A 14,617-nucleotide genomic window follows, 5' to 3' on the forward strand; every position below is an offset into this window, starting at 1 on the left:
CTTTACACCGAGCTTTTGCGAATCGAACGGTAACTAAAGAGAGCAAGGATGAGCGTGATCGGAATGAACCACAGGGATAATTCAAAGGCAGTATGTTTGACAAGCCAGTCAAACACTTGCCCCCACCAGCCGTATTGGGTGACCAGAACGCTGGCCCCCGACAATAGAATGAAATAGGCCGCAAACATAACAAAGGTCTTCATGCCGCGATGACGAAGATAGAACACGCCGATTCCTATCCCGATAAAGGCAAATGAAATCAGTACTATGAAATAGATCATAAATTGTTCTAGCAACGTGCCGTCATTTAAATACGGCAGTTTAAAGAAAGATACCCGATTTCCCCAAGAACCCGTTGACCGTTCAACTTCAGCTAATACCAATAAAATGATTGACGTAAAGATGCTGTACAAAACCAACATAAGAACAGATCCTGCAAAGAAGTCCGTTCTTCGAATACTGAACCCTAGGGCGAATGGAAACAGCTGCAGCACCGAAACCAAAGCCCCGACAAAGACATAGATAAAAATCGTAGCCAAGCCACCGGCGTAGAATGAATCTCCATTAACCATTAGGCTGATAAAATAGTTAGTCAGAAAACTGAATGCTGTGATTGCCCAAGGCAAGTAAATCCAGGATAATTTCTGTTTCGTATAAATACGCAGTACGCCAGGAATTCCGTTCATAGTTGGCCCCCCACCTTTTCACGCTTAGTCAGATATACGATTAACTGCTGAAGGGAGACGGGGGCTGTTTCCAGACCCAATTCTTCCGCCTCTTTTTTTAACTTCGTTGATGCGCTTCCCATTAACGTAACGGACAACATGGAAGCGAAAGACTCCCGATGGATCACTTCCTGCCCCTGGATGAACGATTCGACCATCCCGAAGGGACCGACGATCGTATAAGCGCGTCCCCGCAAATCATCCGTGGCGTCGTCCAGCAATATTTTCCCGCCATCAATGACAATGATATGCTCCAGCAGTCTGCTAACCTCGTCGATCAAATGCGTGGACAGAATTATCGTACGCGGATGATCGGTGTAATCCTCGATCAATTGATCATAGAACAGCTCTCTGGCCACGGCATCCAGACCCAGATAAGGCTCATCAAAGATCGTAATGGGTGCGCGGCTGGCGAGTCCGACAATGATGCCAACCGACGATAGCATACCGCGGGACAATCTTTTCACGAGTCGCTTCATGGGCAATCGAAATACCTCGATCAGTTCCTTGGCATATTCCGCATCCCAGTTCGGATATACGCTCGCTGCAGTTTCCATCACATCCCTAACCGTGAACAGATCCGGATACTTCTGGCCTTCCTTAATAAAGCATACCTGCTGGATGACCTTTAGATTTTCATAAGGATGCTCACCAAATACGCGGATCTCACCCTGGGTTGCGAATAGTTGCGCTGTGATCATCTGCATGATGGTCGTTTTGCCGGCTCCGTTCCTTCCCAGCAATCCGTAGATCTTGTTGGCTTCTACCTTAAAGCTCACATTATCGACGGCCATAGTATCCTTATATTTCTTACTCAAATTCTTGACTTCAATCACGGTTTGGCTCATCAGTCTTGCTCCCCTCTGCGGATCATTTCCGATAATTGATCTTTGGTAATCCCAAGTTTCGCCGCTTCCTTAACCATGGCGACAACGTACTGCTCATAAAACTCCGTCTTGCGCTTCTCCATCAGCAATTCACGAGCCCCTGAGGCTACAAACATGCCAATCCCCCGTTTCTTGTACAAAATCCCTTGATCCACCAGCAGATTTACGCCTTTGGCAGCCGTTGCCGGATTGATCTGGTAAAAGGCTGCAAACTGATTCGTTGACGGAACCTGTGTCTCCTCAGGCAGTCGTGCTTCGATGATGTCGTCTTCAATTTTGTCGGCAATTTGCATGAATATCGGTCTGCTGTCATCAATCTGAAATGCCATTTACCTCACCAACTTTCGTTTATAACCTTCATTGCATCATTGGTTAGTTACTCATGTAATTAACCATATAAGAGATGAAGCCCCTTGTCAATGGGTTGTCGGAATATATTTACAAATATTAAGCAAACATCAGACTTTTGTCCTAAACAAATAGTCCTTAACTTCCGATAAAGTATAGGCGCAAATCCAGCGTTGCCCACTACAGATAAAGAGAAGAAGGAGCTTGAGAGGAACATGAAAAGAATCATTGCAATCGTTGTACTAGCCATGCTGACGGTAATAACACCGCTGTATGCCGCATCCGCCGCCAAGAATTTGGCTTATGTGGACAAGAACGGCCAGTCCTATATTTCGGTCGGGGTACTCAAGACCTACGATGGTGTAAAAGTGGCGTATACAGCTGCTGAAAAAAAACTCCATATCACACGCGAAGATACAGCTCTCACCCTATACCTGGGCAGTCGGAATGCCTACGTAAATGGCAAAAGGGTTCAGGCTAAAGCAATCCCGTTCTCCGAAAACGGCTCTACCTATGTACCCCTGCAATTCGTCAGTCAACATCTGGGCTTAAAGCTATCCTGGGGCCATAATAGATCCACCCTGAAAATTACGGACAGGAATGTAGCACACACGCTTCCTGTTCTATCAGGAACATTCATATCCAGCCAAACCAAGCCCGTGACGTCGACTAGAAAAACCTTTAAGGTTGGCTCCCGTTCCTTCAGCGCACAGGTGGTCACCGTTTCACTTCTCCATCCGAAGGTGGAACTGGACGTTGTTCTGGCAGGCAATAAAGCAGGGAAAGTCGAGGATTTGCGCAGTATAGCCAAGCGCAGCAAAGCCGTAGTAGCTATTAACGGCACATTCTTTGATGCCTACACTTCCGGTGCATACAAAGCGCCTTACGGCTATTTGGTCAGCAATGGCAATATTTTGCACAAGGCCTCGGGGGATAATCGAACGATCTTCACCTATGACAGCAACAGTCTGGCCGCCATGATTCCAGGACTTGATTTCAAATCCGTATATGATGCCGGACATATGGAAGGAGCCCTTCAAGCTGGCCCGCGTCTGCTGACTGACGGCAAGGTCACCCTGGACGTCAAGAAGGAAGGCTTCAAAGATCCGAAGATTCTAACAGGCGGCGGCGCACGGAGCGCGTTAGGTATCACAAAGGATCATAAACTGATCATGTTAACGACTGGCGGAGCAACCATTCCACAGCTTGCGGACATCATGAAGCAAGCCGGGGCATACCAAGCAATGAACCTGGATGGCGGTGCCTCCAGCGGCTTGTATTATAATGGATCGTACTTAACGACGCCTGGGCGGCAGATTAGTAATGCCATTGTCGTAAAATATAAATAGTTACCTCCTCTCCCCTGTTTATCCGGTTCTTCTACCGGCTGATCAGGGGTTTTCTTCATAAGCAGCACTACCTCCGCTTCGAGCTGCATATGCTGATCAAGAAAATGTTTCACCATGAGCACCAATTGTGTAAATATATAGCAAACTGTCTTTTGTGAACGATTCGTAGGCTGGTGGTTCATTCAGCGGGGGGTGGATTCCATTACATCGTCTATCGCGGTCATTCGGACGAAAATCAGGGACATGATCGAGGGGATATATCGGGTTTGGAGGGAATGGATTAGGAGATACCCTTTCATTGCCAAGGTGTATCACTTGTTTTCCTGGCTTTCCCTACTTGTGCTCGTTATTAGTCTGGTGCTGATCGAAGAATCACGGACCATGCTAGTTCAATATTTGTGGTCTTTCTACGTATTGCTGCAATTTTGGCTGCTCAGCCGAAGCAAAACCGTTGCCTGGAAGCAGGTCAGCTTGTTTGTTCTCTCAGGGGTTCTTTTGGTCATTCCCTTGACCAATGGGAACATGCAGGGACTTCATTTGATTTTTGGAGGACGCACTACCGACACATGGTCATTTGCCGTCATGACCCCGATTGTTGAGGAAATTTACAAGCTATTGCCTCTCGGACTGTATTTGTTTTTTTCAAGAAGAGCCACGACGTTAAGCCTTAGCGATTATGTATTGTTAGGGGCTGCCCCCGGCATTGGCTTTCAATTTATGGAGGAGCTGTCGAGGCGCCTGGTCCAAAGCAATTACGGGGTGTCGTTTCTCGGCGGTAAAACGCTTCATTGGGAGTTCTTTGATTTATTTCCAGGCTACTTCGAGGAAAGTTTTATTCCGACCATGATGAATGTTACGCATCCTGTACATAGTGCCATGATCGCCCTCGGAATCGGCATCGCTTTCCGGTACGCCAAGCGTCTCTCTCGCTGGACCTATGCTTTTCCGGCTGTCCTTCTCCTCTGGGCGATCCTGAACCATGCGGCCTGGAATGGGCAGAATCGGCTGCCGGAGTGGATACTGACTCTTCATGACTGGACCGGTGAAGGCTACCGAACCGAAGGCTTCTTCCTGCTCCTGCTGGTTGCAGGTTTGTTCATCGACTACTTCGATTTGCATCGAATCCGTGACCGTCTCCCGGTTCTGAAGGGTGAGGGCCTTATCAATCCATTAACGGAGTGTTGGCAGATGGCGCGGGCTCTCTTAACAGACCGGAAACGCCTAGGTTACCTGATGGCATTCTACCGAGAACGGCGCGAGCTCGGATATTCGTTATTATATGGCAATCTTGAAGCAGCAAGCCAAAGGGATCAGATTCAGGAGAAGGTTAGACAGTATACTGCCGTTCTGGGAGCTATCGGCATCCTCATGCTTGCTGCAGGGATTCTCTCCGGTATCGGCACTTCGATGATCGCTGCTGACTCCTCCTGTTTTTCATGCTTGTTCGACTCACTCCAGAATTGGTGGGACCGGCTTAGCGGCTGGGAACAAGCGGGTATCATACTGGGAGCCTTTGCCCTTTCCCTGCTGTTTGTCAGCTTCTGGCCTGCTCTTGGCATTGCCTTGACCGGCGCAGGCATTGCGGGTGGCGGACACGAGATTGCCGGATACATCCGCGATCCGAAGAAGCTGCTTTCTCCTCAAAATGCGGCAGCTGCCGTGTTAGCCGTCATCCTCAGCCGCATTCCGATAGGTAAAGGAGTATCTTGGCTGTCCAATAAGCTGGGTCCCACTGCGAGAAGGTGGCTGGATACGCTTTCCGAGAAGCTAGGTTTGAAAACACGCAATGAGCCGGATGCTCCCACTGGCGGAACGCGCGATCCGAAACCGGACACTACGAATGAACAGCCGGAAGAGGTTCCGAGAAAGCCGGACGATGACCGTGAGCATAAGCCGGAGGAAGATAAGCCTGACAACGAAAAGCCCGATGACAATAAGCCGAATGATAAACCGGATGAAGAAAAACCTGACGAAACGGAAGGAACCCCGCAAGAGGTACCGAGATATTCCGGAGAGCTGCAGAAGGTTAACAAGCCGGATGCTGCCGCGGATGCGCTTGCGGAGCGACTTGGCGGCGAATCGAGAATGAAGTTTGATTCCGACCCGATCGGCAGGGAATTCGACGCCATTAGCGATGAATATGTTGCCCAGACCAAGCCTGCACTGCAGCAGGTTAACAAAAAGGTCCGCGATCAAATGAAAGCGACCTTCGAAGCTGCGGAGCAGACCGGCAGAAAGGTCTATTATCATTTTGAAGGGGAGCCCGCCCAATCGGTTATTGACAAATTACATGAATACAGCCAAAGATATGGAATAGAAGTCCACATTGATACCGATCCATTATAACGACAAGGAGTGAGCATTCATGTATGAATTTCACGGCTGGGCTGCCATTCAGGAGAATCCTGCGGAGGCGGATGCCGGGCAGCTCGACATGATCATTCAAAAAATACAGCTTAAGATAACCGAATTTGCATGGGGAAGCGGCTTGTTATCCTTAAATGCGGCTAACGGCTCCTATTACCTTCATATCGGAGGTTTTACGAACCGCAAGGGAGCCGAGGCTGCCGAGATCGAGGCGCTGTACCAATTGATCGGCGAAATCGCTCCCGGTTCATACGGTCTTCTGTATACCAGAGATGATGAGAATCTGGAAGGCTATGATAACGAGTTCCGGGTCAAGGTGCTGGCACGCGGGCAGTTGAAGGAACAAAGCGATCCGTTTCTCTCCCCTTGCGTCCCGGTGATCGAAGACGAAGTCGATTAATGACATGATAACTAAAGTTAGATAATAAAAGAAATCCCGTTACTCGCTATGTCATGATGTTCTCATGGATGGCGGGTTACGGGATTTATGGTTTATCTGGATATGGATCATCTATTCAATGATGTAACTACATACTCTTTGCACAAATAGAATGTGATTGCCACTGTGACTTAAGCTCGTCCATTCAATTCATCCATCGTTGTCTGTATGATGATCCTCAGGCCATTCAACATCGTTTCATGGGATAACGTCGGCAAGGATGGCTTCTCCACGGCCATCTCCGTCGATGCCGGAAAATGCACAAAGCCACCAATAGCAGACTTTTGCTTTAGGCGAATATCGTTCAAAATCGCATACATCGTATTATTGCAAATATACGTTCCGGCTGTATTGGATACCGCAGCTGGAATTCCCGCTTCCTTCAGCCGGTTGACCATCAAACGGATGGGAAGGGTTGAAAACAGTCCGTCCGGTCCGTCAGCGTCTATGGGCTCGTCTTGAGGTCTAACTCCCCGATTATCCGAAATCGTCGATTCCGGCGGTATGTCCTTGATATTAATGGCGATTCGTTCCGGTGTAATGGCGGTCCGTCCACCCGCCACGCCGCAGGCAATGACTGCATCTGGCTCGTATGCCTTCATCTCTTTCAGCAGAATCTCCGCACACTCATCGTAATGTACGGGAAGAAGCAGCGTTCTGATCTCTGCGCCGGGGAAGGAGTCGTGCTTAATCTCCTCAACCAGTCTCTCCGTTGGATTTAAAGAGCTCCCACCAAAAGGTTCAAAGCCTGAAATTAATATTTTTAGCATGTATCATATCTCCTGTACTCTTTTATGTAAGCTGCCGGGTCACGAAAATCGCATACCAGCTTTTATTATAGCAGTGCTTGAACGCTTACGCCTTCTGCCTCGAGCCGTGATCGCAAGGCACTCGCGAATAACGTTGCATGCGGTCCATCTCCATGAATGCAGACGGTATCTGCCGTAATGGGGATCACCTTGCCGCTCAGGGTAACTACCACTCTGTCTTTCACCATCCGGACTACTTGCGTGACCGCAGCCTCGGGATCGGTTATGATGGCATCCGGCAGATGTCTCGGCGTGAGTGTGCCGTCATCCTGGTAGGTACGATCCGCAAACACTTCACTTGCTGTGCGAAGCCCTGCCTTCTCCCCCGCTGCGATTAACTCGCTGCCTGCCAACCCATACAGAATGAGTGTCGGATCGATATCCTTGATTGCCGATGCAATCGCATCCGCAAGGGGTCTGGAGGTCGCAGCCATATTATACAGGGCACCGTGAGGTTTTACATGCTGCAGCCCGGACCCTTCCTGTATCGCAAAAGCCATCAAGGCTCCAATCTGATAGGTTACCATATTATAAGCTTCGGCAGCCGTAATCTCCATTCTTCTTCTTCCGAAGCCGGCCAGATCAGGCAAGCCCGGGTGCGCGCCTATTGCGGCACCGCTCTCGATCGCTTGACGGACCGTTGCCCGCATGACCGCCGGATCGCCTGCATGAAATCCGCAAGCGATGTTGGCCGAAGTTATACTGCGAAGAAGCTCAGTATCATTGCCTAATTTGTAAGCACCGTAGCTCTCTCCCATATCACAGTTCAGGTCCACTCGAACCATGCTGACTCACCACTCCTTTAATTTAATCTTGATCATGGCCTCCAACATTCGAAACTCTCGAACATGAGCCGAGTAGAGCTGTTCTGCTTCAGCCAACGAAATACCCGCAAAGCGAATCGTTGCTCCAGGCGACAGCTGAGCGATCAGCGAAATATCGACGGTTGCCACTTGTGCAATTTTGGGATAGCCTCCAAGCGTCTGCCGATCTGCCATTAGAATGATAGGCTGGCCATCTGCGGGTACCTGTACCGTTCCAAGGGCTACCGGCTCGGATATATATTCCTTAGCATGGCTTAATTGAAGCAGCGGACCGGACAACCTGTAGCCCATACGGTCCGATTGCGGAGTTACGGTGAACCGTTCTCCGAACAGCGCGTGCTTGCTGCTGTCATCAAAGTCATCATATTGACGCCCTTTCAGCACACGTACCACCGTCTCCTGTCCTGGACCAGGATACCTTTCAGGAGAGAAGACGGCCCATTTTACGGTAAGGAAACCGCCATAATCATCAAGGTATCGTTCAGACGAGACCACAGGAAGCATAGAAGGATGGGTATGCAGCGTATCCCCCGTCTTCAACGGCCTCCCTTCATACCCGCCGATTCCGGCCCTTAAATACGTACTGCTGCTGCCCATTACCTGGTAGACATCAAATCCGCCCGACACCGCCACATAAGCACGGCAACCCGTTACCGGCTGTTGAAACCTCAGAACACGGCCTGCTTTGATCAGCACGGGACGCCACATCGGAACCTTCACGCCTTCTATCGAGGGTGATAAATCCCCGCCGGTAATGGCAACCCACCGATCGCTATGAAATTCAACCGCGAATCCTGACCATGTAATTTCCAGAACGGCCCTGTCATCCTCATTGCCGACTAGTCGATTGGCGATCCGATACGCGGAATTATCCATTGCTCCAGCCGTGATAATCCCGTATCTGCCGTAACCCCGTCTTCCCGCATCCTGAAGAGTCACAAGAAGTCCCGGCTTTATAACGGTTATACTCATAGGCCCACTTCCCTTAACTGTTCGTATTCCTCCGCTTGAATAGGCCGAAACCGGATATATTGCCCACTCTTCAACAGCGTTGGAGGCTCGGCTTCGGGACGAAATAAAACGAGCGGCGTCCGGCCGATAATCTGCCACCCGCCCGGCGTCTCGATCGGATATATGCCGGTTTGCGTGCCGGCGATTCCTACGGATCCAGCCGGAATATGCAGCCGGGGAGTCTGTTTCCTCGGTGTCGCAATCTGCTCCGGAATACCTCCAACATAGGGGAAGCCGGGCGCGAATCCAATGGCGTATACCAAGTAATCCTGCCCGGAATGAATACGAATGACATCCCTGGGGGTAAGGTGGTTCTGCTGAGCTACTTCATCCAGATCCGGCCCATAGTCGCCCCCATAACAAACCGGTATGTCAACAACCTCATATTTCGTGGTGTTCTTCTCTCCGGCTCCCGCCTCCATCCGCTGCTCGAGCATCGAACAGACGTAAGCAAACACGGTATCGAATCCGTCCGGTTTGCCGATCTTATCATAATCATAGTAAACCGCTACGCTCGTATACGAATGGATGCATTCGATCCAGCCTGGAAAAGGGTTCTGCTCTATTCGTCTCGTCATAGCCGTGACCTGGCGATGCACCTTCTCACTCACGATATTTTCGAATTGAATATGAACAGCCGAATCCCCTAAAGGGAAGAATGAATAAGACTTGCTCATAGGACATTCTCCATTCCATATGTACTGCTGATTATCCTCAATCATTGCATGATTATTCCTATGATAGCAGAGAAACAGCCATCCGTTGAATATGCAGTTTTATTATTTGTCGATGGGATCAGGAACAGCTGACTCTGACGGATCAGGCCAAGCGTCCATGCTGTATATCTGTATAATTTCAGGGAATGGTTGGCAAAATACAAAAGACGTACTTTGATAAGGAGGTGCCACCAACATGAGCCCACAAAACCAGAACAGTAACGAACCGACAAAAGCAGAAGTTCAAACCACGAAATTGAACAAAATGCCGATTCCAGGTGAATTCGACACCGAGATCTCTGCCGAAGAAGCAGCCGAGGTATTTAAACAGCAGCAGCCAAACGCTGGTCATAGCTCCGAGAACCAACAATAATACAAGTTGAAGACCTCACGGAAGATCCGTTGTTTGCAGGATCGTTCTGTGAGGTCTTTTTTCGCAAATCATGTTCTTTTCATTCGAGTTTCCGGTTTATATCCCCTTGGTGCCTAACCGCTTCGCTAGTTCGGCCAGATCATGCCCTTTGAGGGCGCCTTCGACCAACTGCGGGAGAAGTGCAGGGGTGCATGCAAAGCAAGGTGTTCCGTCCCTGGACAGCAGCTTGGCTACCTGCTCATCATAGAACGGTTTTCCCTCGTCGGATAATGCGAGGAGACACATCGTCTTGACCCCCGCTTCCCGCAGTTCACGCATTCGCCGGATCAGCCCGGCTTGATTGCCGCCTTCATACAGGTCCGAAATGATGATAAACAGCGTTTTTTTCGGTTCTTCAATAAACTGCTCGCAATAAGCGACCGATTTATGAATATCCGTTCCGCCGCCAAGCTGGATGCCAAATAACATATCCACCGGATCATTGGCACACTGCTCCGTCAGGTCAACGACCTCCGTATCGAATACGACCACACGGGTGTCTAGCGAGGGGATGCTTGCAAATATGGATCCGATAACGGAAGCCCAGATGACGGATTCCGCCATGGAACCGCTCTGATCGATATCCACGATAACCGTCCATTCTTTGCTCCGTCTTGCCCTGTCAAAATAATAAAAACGCTCCGGCACGATCTGCTTGCGGTCCGCATCATAATTTTTCAGATTTCGCTGTATCGTCCGCTTCCAGTCAATACCGCTGAGCGAAGGAAGCGGGGTATGCTGTCTGCGGTTCAAGGCCCCTGTCACAGCCCGGCGAATATCCTCCTGCAGACGCTGGACAAGCTCATCCACAACCGCCTTCACCAGCAGGCGCGCCGTATCCTTGGTTTTCTCGGGAATCTTCCCTTTCAGGGACAGCAGCGTACCAACCAGCTGTATATCCGGCTTGACCGTAGCCAGAACCTCCGGTTCAAACAGCAGCTGTTTCCAGCCCTTTCGTTCCATGGCATCATTCTGGATAATGGACACCACGTCTTCGGGGAAAAAGGAGCGGACATCCCCCAGCCACTGCGCAAGCCGGGGAGCCGATTTTCCTTGCCCGGCTGCCCGCTGCCCCGCAGCCGCACTTCCGGCTTCCGCCCCGCCGTCCGTATTATCATAAATCGCGGCCAGCGCGCGGTCCATAATCATCTCTTCCTCCGACAGCTGTATGCTTCCCCCGGGGCTATAGCCCTCTAGCTGAGGTTCAGCCGACTGGCCCAGAATGAGCCGCCAACGCGATATTTGGTTGGGTTCCGGTATGCAGCTCATCGCCTAAAAGTCCTCAAAGTCAAAATCATTCAAGTCGTCAATCATCTTCGCTTCTTCCTCCTTCAGGTCACCGGTCAAAATCTCGGCAGCCTGCTCTGCATTCACACCCCATAGCTCGCCAAGCAGTTCGGCAATCATCGTCTTCTCCTTCGTCGAAAAGCTGCTGAACGCCCGGCGCAAAAAAACAAGCGCTCGAGTGAATTCATCATCCTCCAGGGACTGGATGTATTCATTCAACTGCTCCCACAGGCTTAACCGCGAGAGAAGAGCATACCGGTTCCGCATCGATAAGCCTTCAAACCATCCTGCTCCCAAATCGGCTGGAATGCCGGGGGATAATCTCCGCGACACTTCTTCGGCACACTGCCGGGCGGAAATCGCATTCCGTTCCATCAATACCGCACATGCATATCCCGACAAACGGGCGTTCAGGTCATCTCTTTCGGACAAATGCCCGAGCTCTTGCAGCCAAAGTTCCTCGTCCACCTGCCCCGCATGCTCCAATGCGACGCTGTTCAGCTCATTCATGGCGGTTATCATCGAGCCTGATACCTCGTCGCTGCACTGGCTGCCATCGAGCAGAAACAAGCAAGCGCGCATAAAGAGCTGCTGCAGCAGCGGTACAAGGGGTTCCGTATCCATCCGCCTGATCCCGCCATAACGGATCAGCACGGATAACTCCCGGGAGGCTGCCGCAATCTGAACGACATCGCGGCTGTCCACAGCAAGCTTTTGCAGGGTCTGCCGACCTGCTTCCATCTGATGAATCATCCCGCATTCATACGCGATACGGATCAGCGTAGAAGCTTCGGCAATCGAGGTGCAGCCCGCCAGCTTTTGCTGGAGCATATAAGCGGCAGCCACCTCTACCGTCTCCCCCAGCAGCGTTGATTCAACGACCTGAATTTCAACCTCCGGCGTCCATTGCACAACCCAGTGCTCCGCCCATGCCCCTTGCTCCTGCCCGCTGGGTCTGGACTTAACAAATTCAATCCCCAGCAGCTTCAGGCGATGAAACAAAAAAGACCGGTTCAAATCGAGATACGCGGACTCTTTCGAGGTTACCCTCCGGTTCTCGCGCAAATCCAATATTAAATCGTTGGCTACAACCGATTTATACTTCTCCAGCTTCAGCCTCTTCAGCTGGCGGTTCAGGTCGTCCTGGATCGGGGTTTGGCTGACGCCTTCCGCCAGCTCGCCGATCGCCGTGCCGATCTCCACACGTGCAAGCTCCTCAGCCACGACCGCAAGTTCGCCGCGCCCAAGCAGTGTCTGGGCCGCATCCCGCAAATCCCGAAGTGTCGGGAGACCGCCCCCGTGGAGCGCTGCCAGCGACTCCGCCAGCCGGACGGCTTCGATCACCTCCGCCGTGGAGCGGTGGGTGCCGTTCTTTCTCATCGAGCCCGCCACCATGGATAAATAATGATGCGGCAATTCCGCCAGAGAACCCTCCTGCATTCGTTCCCACATCATCTCAAAATAATGGGGAGCGATATTCCCGGCACCATAACCGGAAATGGACGACAGCTTATAATAGGAATATGGCATAAGCGTCAGCTTGGTTATCCGGGAAGGAAGCTGATTCAATTCCTCGCCGCTCATCGGGCTGGACAAATCGCGAAGGGCCGAGGCATGGTAAGCCCCGCACACGACTACGATGCGCTCGGGGTCATGCCCCGCCGCAATCGCTTCAACAATCTGGCGGCGCATATACGACTCCCGGACGGCATTGTAGGCGTATTTCACACTATCCTCCCGCCGCTCTTTCTCCTCCGACAGCTCTCGCATCTCCATGGAAAAAGCTGATATGGATTGCCGGTAAGATCCTTCGCTCAAATTATGCTCGTAGCTCCGCTCCCAGTACATATCGTAATCGTATTCGCCGGCAAGCTCGGCAATCCGCTCATATATGGATTTTTCGTCCGGCCGACTTTCGTCCATCGGTCCAGCTGGTACCGAGTCGGAACCAAGTTCCTCGTCTTCAAGTTCTTTCACGCGCGCTTCGTCATCCGAGCTGCGGCGCAGATCCTGCAGACAGACGGCAGCAGATGAGGGCAGGTCGATAAATGCGGCATAAGCTCCGTGCTTCTGCGCCCACCTCATGGCCTGATATTCAGGGGAATATACCGCAAAAGGCCACAAAATCGTTCGTACGGGCAGTTCTTCGGTAAAAGCCAATATGGCTACCGGCGGCTTGGTTGTTGCCTGAGTCAGATGACGTATTTCCCCGCTTGCATCCGACGGCCCTTCGATGAGCACGGCCGTAGGATTGATCTCATCCAGAAAGTCCAGTACATGCTTCGCACCGGCGGGCGACAAATGCCGAACTCCAAAAACATGTATGCCGGCAGCATTCACTGGTTGATCTCCTTGCATGCGTTATATAAGCCCCGCCACTCCGCTCCGCGTTTTTTCATAATGTTATCAAGATATTCCTTCCATACGAGCCGGTCTTTATCATCGTCCTTCACAATCGCCCCTTGAAGTCCCGCTGCCAAGTCCTCGTCCGTCAGCTCACCGCTGCCAAAGCTCGCTGCCAGCGCCATGCTGTTCGTCAGGAGCGATATCGCTTCAGCCGTCGAGATCACTCCGGCCGGGGACTTCACCTTTTCCTTTTTATCCAGCGTCATGCCGCTGCGCAGCTCACGAAAGATCGTCACGACCTTGAGCAGTGCTTCATCTGCGGGAGCAGCAGCCTGCAGATCATACGAGGAGGCAATCTCCGACACCCGTTTCTTTACGATTTCGATTTCGGTATTCAGATCCGCTGGAGCGGGAAGAACGATAATATTGAAACGGCGCTTAAGCGCAGTGGACATCTCATTGACGCCGCGGTCTCTTGTATTTGCAGTGGCGATAATAGAGAATCCTTTCCGCGCGTTCATTTCTTTACCGAGCTCAGGCACCGATATCGTCTTTTCCGACAAAATGGAGATCAGTGCATCCTGTACCTCGGAGGCGCAGCGGGAAATCTCTTCGAAGCGGGCTATCCCTCCCGCTTCCATCGCCCGCATGATCGGACTCTGCACCAACGCTTCGGGAGTCGGGCCTTGAGCGAGCAGCATGGCATAGTTCCAGGAATAACGGACATGCTCTTCACTCGTTCCCGCCGTTCCCTGAACAACCAGACCGGAATTCCCGTAGATCGCCGCGGCCAGATTTTCGGACAGCCAGGATTTGGCCGTGCCTGGTTCCCCGATCAATAATAGAGCACGGTCGGTGACCAAGGTAGCAACCGCCATCTCGATCAGCCGCTTGTTCCCGATATATTTAGGCGTGATATCCGTTTTGCCTGCCTTGCCGCCGACGATGAATTTGAGTACGGATTGAGGCGACATCTGCCATCCGGCTGGAATGTTTCCCGAATCCTCCTTACGCAGTGCTTCCAGCTCGTGACGGAACAGTAGTTCCGCGGGCTGCCGCATGATATCTTGTAATTGCTCTTGTCCTGCTGCCATGGG

At 51.4% G+C, this 14,617-nt stretch carries 14 protein-coding genes; 4 read left to right on the forward strand and 10 right to left on the reverse strand.

Features of this window, described 5'->3' with window-relative positions:
* Positions 1–2: 2 nt before the first annotated feature.
* The 3 genes from AC0VZ8_RS19695 to AC0VZ8_RS19705 are packed head-to-tail and all read right to left on the reverse strand — an operon-like array spanning position 3 to position 1,941.
* Positions 3–686 (reverse strand): hypothetical protein, encoded by a 684-nt coding sequence (locus AC0VZ8_RS19695; protein WP_475484150.1) that lies wholly within the window; start codon positions 684–686, stop codon positions 3–5.
* Positions 683–1,573 carry an ABC transporter ATP-binding protein gene (locus AC0VZ8_RS19700; RefSeq protein WP_475484151.1) on the reverse strand — a complete coding sequence of 297 codons (891 nt, stop codon included), beginning with the start codon at positions 1,571–1,573 and terminating at the stop codon, positions 683–685. Before AC0VZ8_RS19700 ends, AC0VZ8_RS19695 begins: the two co-directional genes overlap by 4 nt.
* Entirely contained in the window at positions 1,573–1,941 is a 369-nt protein-coding gene (locus AC0VZ8_RS19705) for a GntR family transcriptional regulator (RefSeq protein ID WP_009591066.1), read from the reverse strand. The genes AC0VZ8_RS19700 and AC0VZ8_RS19705 overlap by 1 nt, the downstream gene beginning before the upstream one ends.
* A 234-nt stretch (positions 1,942–2,175) precedes the next feature.
* On the opposite strand from AC0VZ8_RS19705, the gene AC0VZ8_RS19710 reads away from it, so the two are divergent.
* From AC0VZ8_RS19710 to AC0VZ8_RS19720, 3 genes are all read left to right on the forward strand, one after another.
* The gene (locus AC0VZ8_RS19710) at positions 2,176–3,309 is read left to right on the forward strand and encodes a phosphodiester glycosidase family protein (protein WP_475484152.1); all 1,134 of its coding nucleotides are present in this window, start codon (positions 2,176–2,178) and stop codon (positions 3,307–3,309) included.
* 192 nt (positions 3,310–3,501) lie between these two features.
* Entirely contained in the window at positions 3,502–5,655 is a 2,154-nt protein-coding gene (locus AC0VZ8_RS19715) for a restriction endonuclease fold toxin (RefSeq protein WP_475484153.1), read from the forward strand.
* Positions 5,656–5,674: 19 nt separating this feature from the next.
* A complete protein-coding gene (locus AC0VZ8_RS19720) occupies positions 5,675–6,076 on the forward strand; it encodes an immunity 7 family protein (protein WP_475484154.1) in 402 nt (133 codons plus the stop codon).
* A gap of 170 nt (positions 6,077–6,246) precedes the next feature.
* On the opposite strand, the gene AC0VZ8_RS19725 is transcribed toward AC0VZ8_RS19720, so the two are convergent.
* From AC0VZ8_RS19725 to pxpB, 4 genes are all read right to left on the reverse strand, one after another.
* On the reverse strand, positions 6,247–6,885 hold the full coding sequence (locus AC0VZ8_RS19725) for a pyroglutamyl-peptidase I (protein ID WP_475484155.1): 639 nt from the start codon (positions 6,883–6,885) through the stop codon (positions 6,247–6,249).
* Between the two features lie 65 nt (positions 6,886–6,950).
* Positions 6,951–7,709 (reverse strand): LamB/YcsF family protein, encoded by a 759-nt coding sequence (locus AC0VZ8_RS19730; RefSeq protein ID WP_475484156.1) that lies wholly within the window; start codon positions 7,707–7,709, stop codon positions 6,951–6,953.
* Positions 7,710–7,715: 6 nt separating this feature from the next.
* The gene (locus AC0VZ8_RS19735) at positions 7,716–8,720 is read right to left on the reverse strand and encodes a 5-oxoprolinase subunit C family protein (protein WP_475484157.1); all 1,005 of its coding nucleotides are present in this window, start codon (positions 8,718–8,720) and stop codon (positions 7,716–7,718) included.
* On the reverse strand, positions 8,717–9,436 hold the full coding sequence (gene pxpB, locus AC0VZ8_RS19740; protein ID WP_475484158.1) for a 5-oxoprolinase subunit PxpB: 720 nt from the start codon (positions 9,434–9,436) through the stop codon (positions 8,717–8,719). The genes AC0VZ8_RS19735 and pxpB overlap by 4 nt, the downstream gene beginning before the upstream one ends.
* Before the next feature lie 235 nt (positions 9,437–9,671).
* On the opposite strand from pxpB, the gene AC0VZ8_RS19745 reads away from it, so the two are divergent.
* Complete coding sequence (locus AC0VZ8_RS19745) at positions 9,672–9,848, forward strand: hypothetical protein (protein ID WP_201259381.1); 177 nt, start codon at positions 9,672–9,674, stop codon at positions 9,846–9,848.
* A 96-nt stretch (positions 9,849–9,944) separates the two neighbouring features.
* Here the strand turns inward: AC0VZ8_RS19745 and AC0VZ8_RS19750 are convergent, their stop codons facing one another.
* From AC0VZ8_RS19750 to AC0VZ8_RS19760, 3 genes are read right to left on the reverse strand one after another with little or no spacing between them, the layout of a single operon-like run.
* Positions 9,945–11,156 carry a VWA domain-containing protein gene (locus AC0VZ8_RS19750; RefSeq protein WP_475484159.1) on the reverse strand — a complete coding sequence of 404 codons (1,212 nt, stop codon included), beginning with the start codon at positions 11,154–11,156 and terminating at the stop codon, positions 9,945–9,947.
* A 3-nt stretch (positions 11,157–11,159) separates the two neighbouring features.
* Entirely contained in the window at positions 11,160–13,532 is a 2,373-nt protein-coding gene (locus AC0VZ8_RS19755) for a DUF5682 family protein (protein ID WP_475484160.1), read from the reverse strand.
* Positions 13,511–14,614, reverse strand: a complete 1,104-nt coding sequence (locus tag AC0VZ8_RS19760) for an ATP-binding protein (RefSeq protein WP_071220404.1) — start codon at positions 14,612–14,614, stop codon at positions 13,511–13,513. Before AC0VZ8_RS19760 ends, AC0VZ8_RS19755 begins: the two co-directional genes overlap by 22 nt.
* Between the last annotated feature and the right edge of the window lie 3 nt (positions 14,615–14,617).

The organism is Paenibacillus sp. QJM3NY_38, from assembly GCF_056173265.1.

Bases quoted from the DNA above. Each gene is read 5' to 3' on its own strand.
- AC0VZ8_RS19735 (WP_475484157.1), bottom strand. From the start codon at position 8,720: ATGAGTATAACCGTTATAAAGCCGGGACTTCTTGTGACTCTTCAGGAT.
- pxpB (WP_475484158.1), bottom strand. From the start codon at position 9,436: ATGAGCAAGTCTTATTCATTCTTCCCTTTAGGGGATTCGGCTGTTCAT.
- AC0VZ8_RS19755 (WP_475484160.1), bottom strand. From the start codon at position 13,532: ATGCAAGGAGATCAACCAGTGAATGCTGCCGGCATACATGTTTTTGGA.
- AC0VZ8_RS19750 (WP_475484159.1), bottom strand. From the start codon at position 11,156: ATGAGCTGCATACCGGAACCCAACCAAATATCGCGTTGGCGGCTCATT.
- AC0VZ8_RS19720 (WP_475484154.1), top strand. From the start codon at position 5,675: ATGTATGAATTTCACGGCTGGGCTGCCATTCAGGAGAATCCTGCGGAG.
- AC0VZ8_RS19745 (WP_201259381.1), top strand. From the start codon at position 9,672: ATGAGCCCACAAAACCAGAACAGTAACGAACCGACAAAAGCAGAAGTT.
- AC0VZ8_RS19700 (WP_475484151.1), bottom strand. From the start codon at position 1,573: ATGAGCCAAACCGTGATTGAAGTCAAGAATTTGAGTAAGAAATATAAG.
- AC0VZ8_RS19730 (WP_475484156.1), bottom strand. From the start codon at position 7,709: ATGGTTCGAGTGGACCTGAACTGTGATATGGGAGAGAGCTACGGTGCT.
- AC0VZ8_RS19710 (WP_475484152.1), top strand. From the start codon at position 2,176: ATGAAAAGAATCATTGCAATCGTTGTACTAGCCATGCTGACGGTAATA.
- AC0VZ8_RS19725 (WP_475484155.1), bottom strand. From the start codon at position 6,885: ATGCTAAAAATATTAATTTCAGGCTTTGAACCTTTTGGTGGGAGCTCT.
- AC0VZ8_RS19695 (WP_475484150.1), bottom strand. From the start codon at position 686: ATGAACGGAATTCCTGGCGTACTGCGTATTTATACGAAACAGAAATTA.
- AC0VZ8_RS19705 (WP_009591066.1), bottom strand. From the start codon at position 1,941: ATGGCATTTCAGATTGATGACAGCAGACCGATATTCATGCAAATTGCC.
- AC0VZ8_RS19760 (WP_071220404.1), bottom strand. From the start codon at position 14,614: ATGGCAGCAGGACAAGAGCAATTACAAGATATCATGCGGCAGCCCGCG.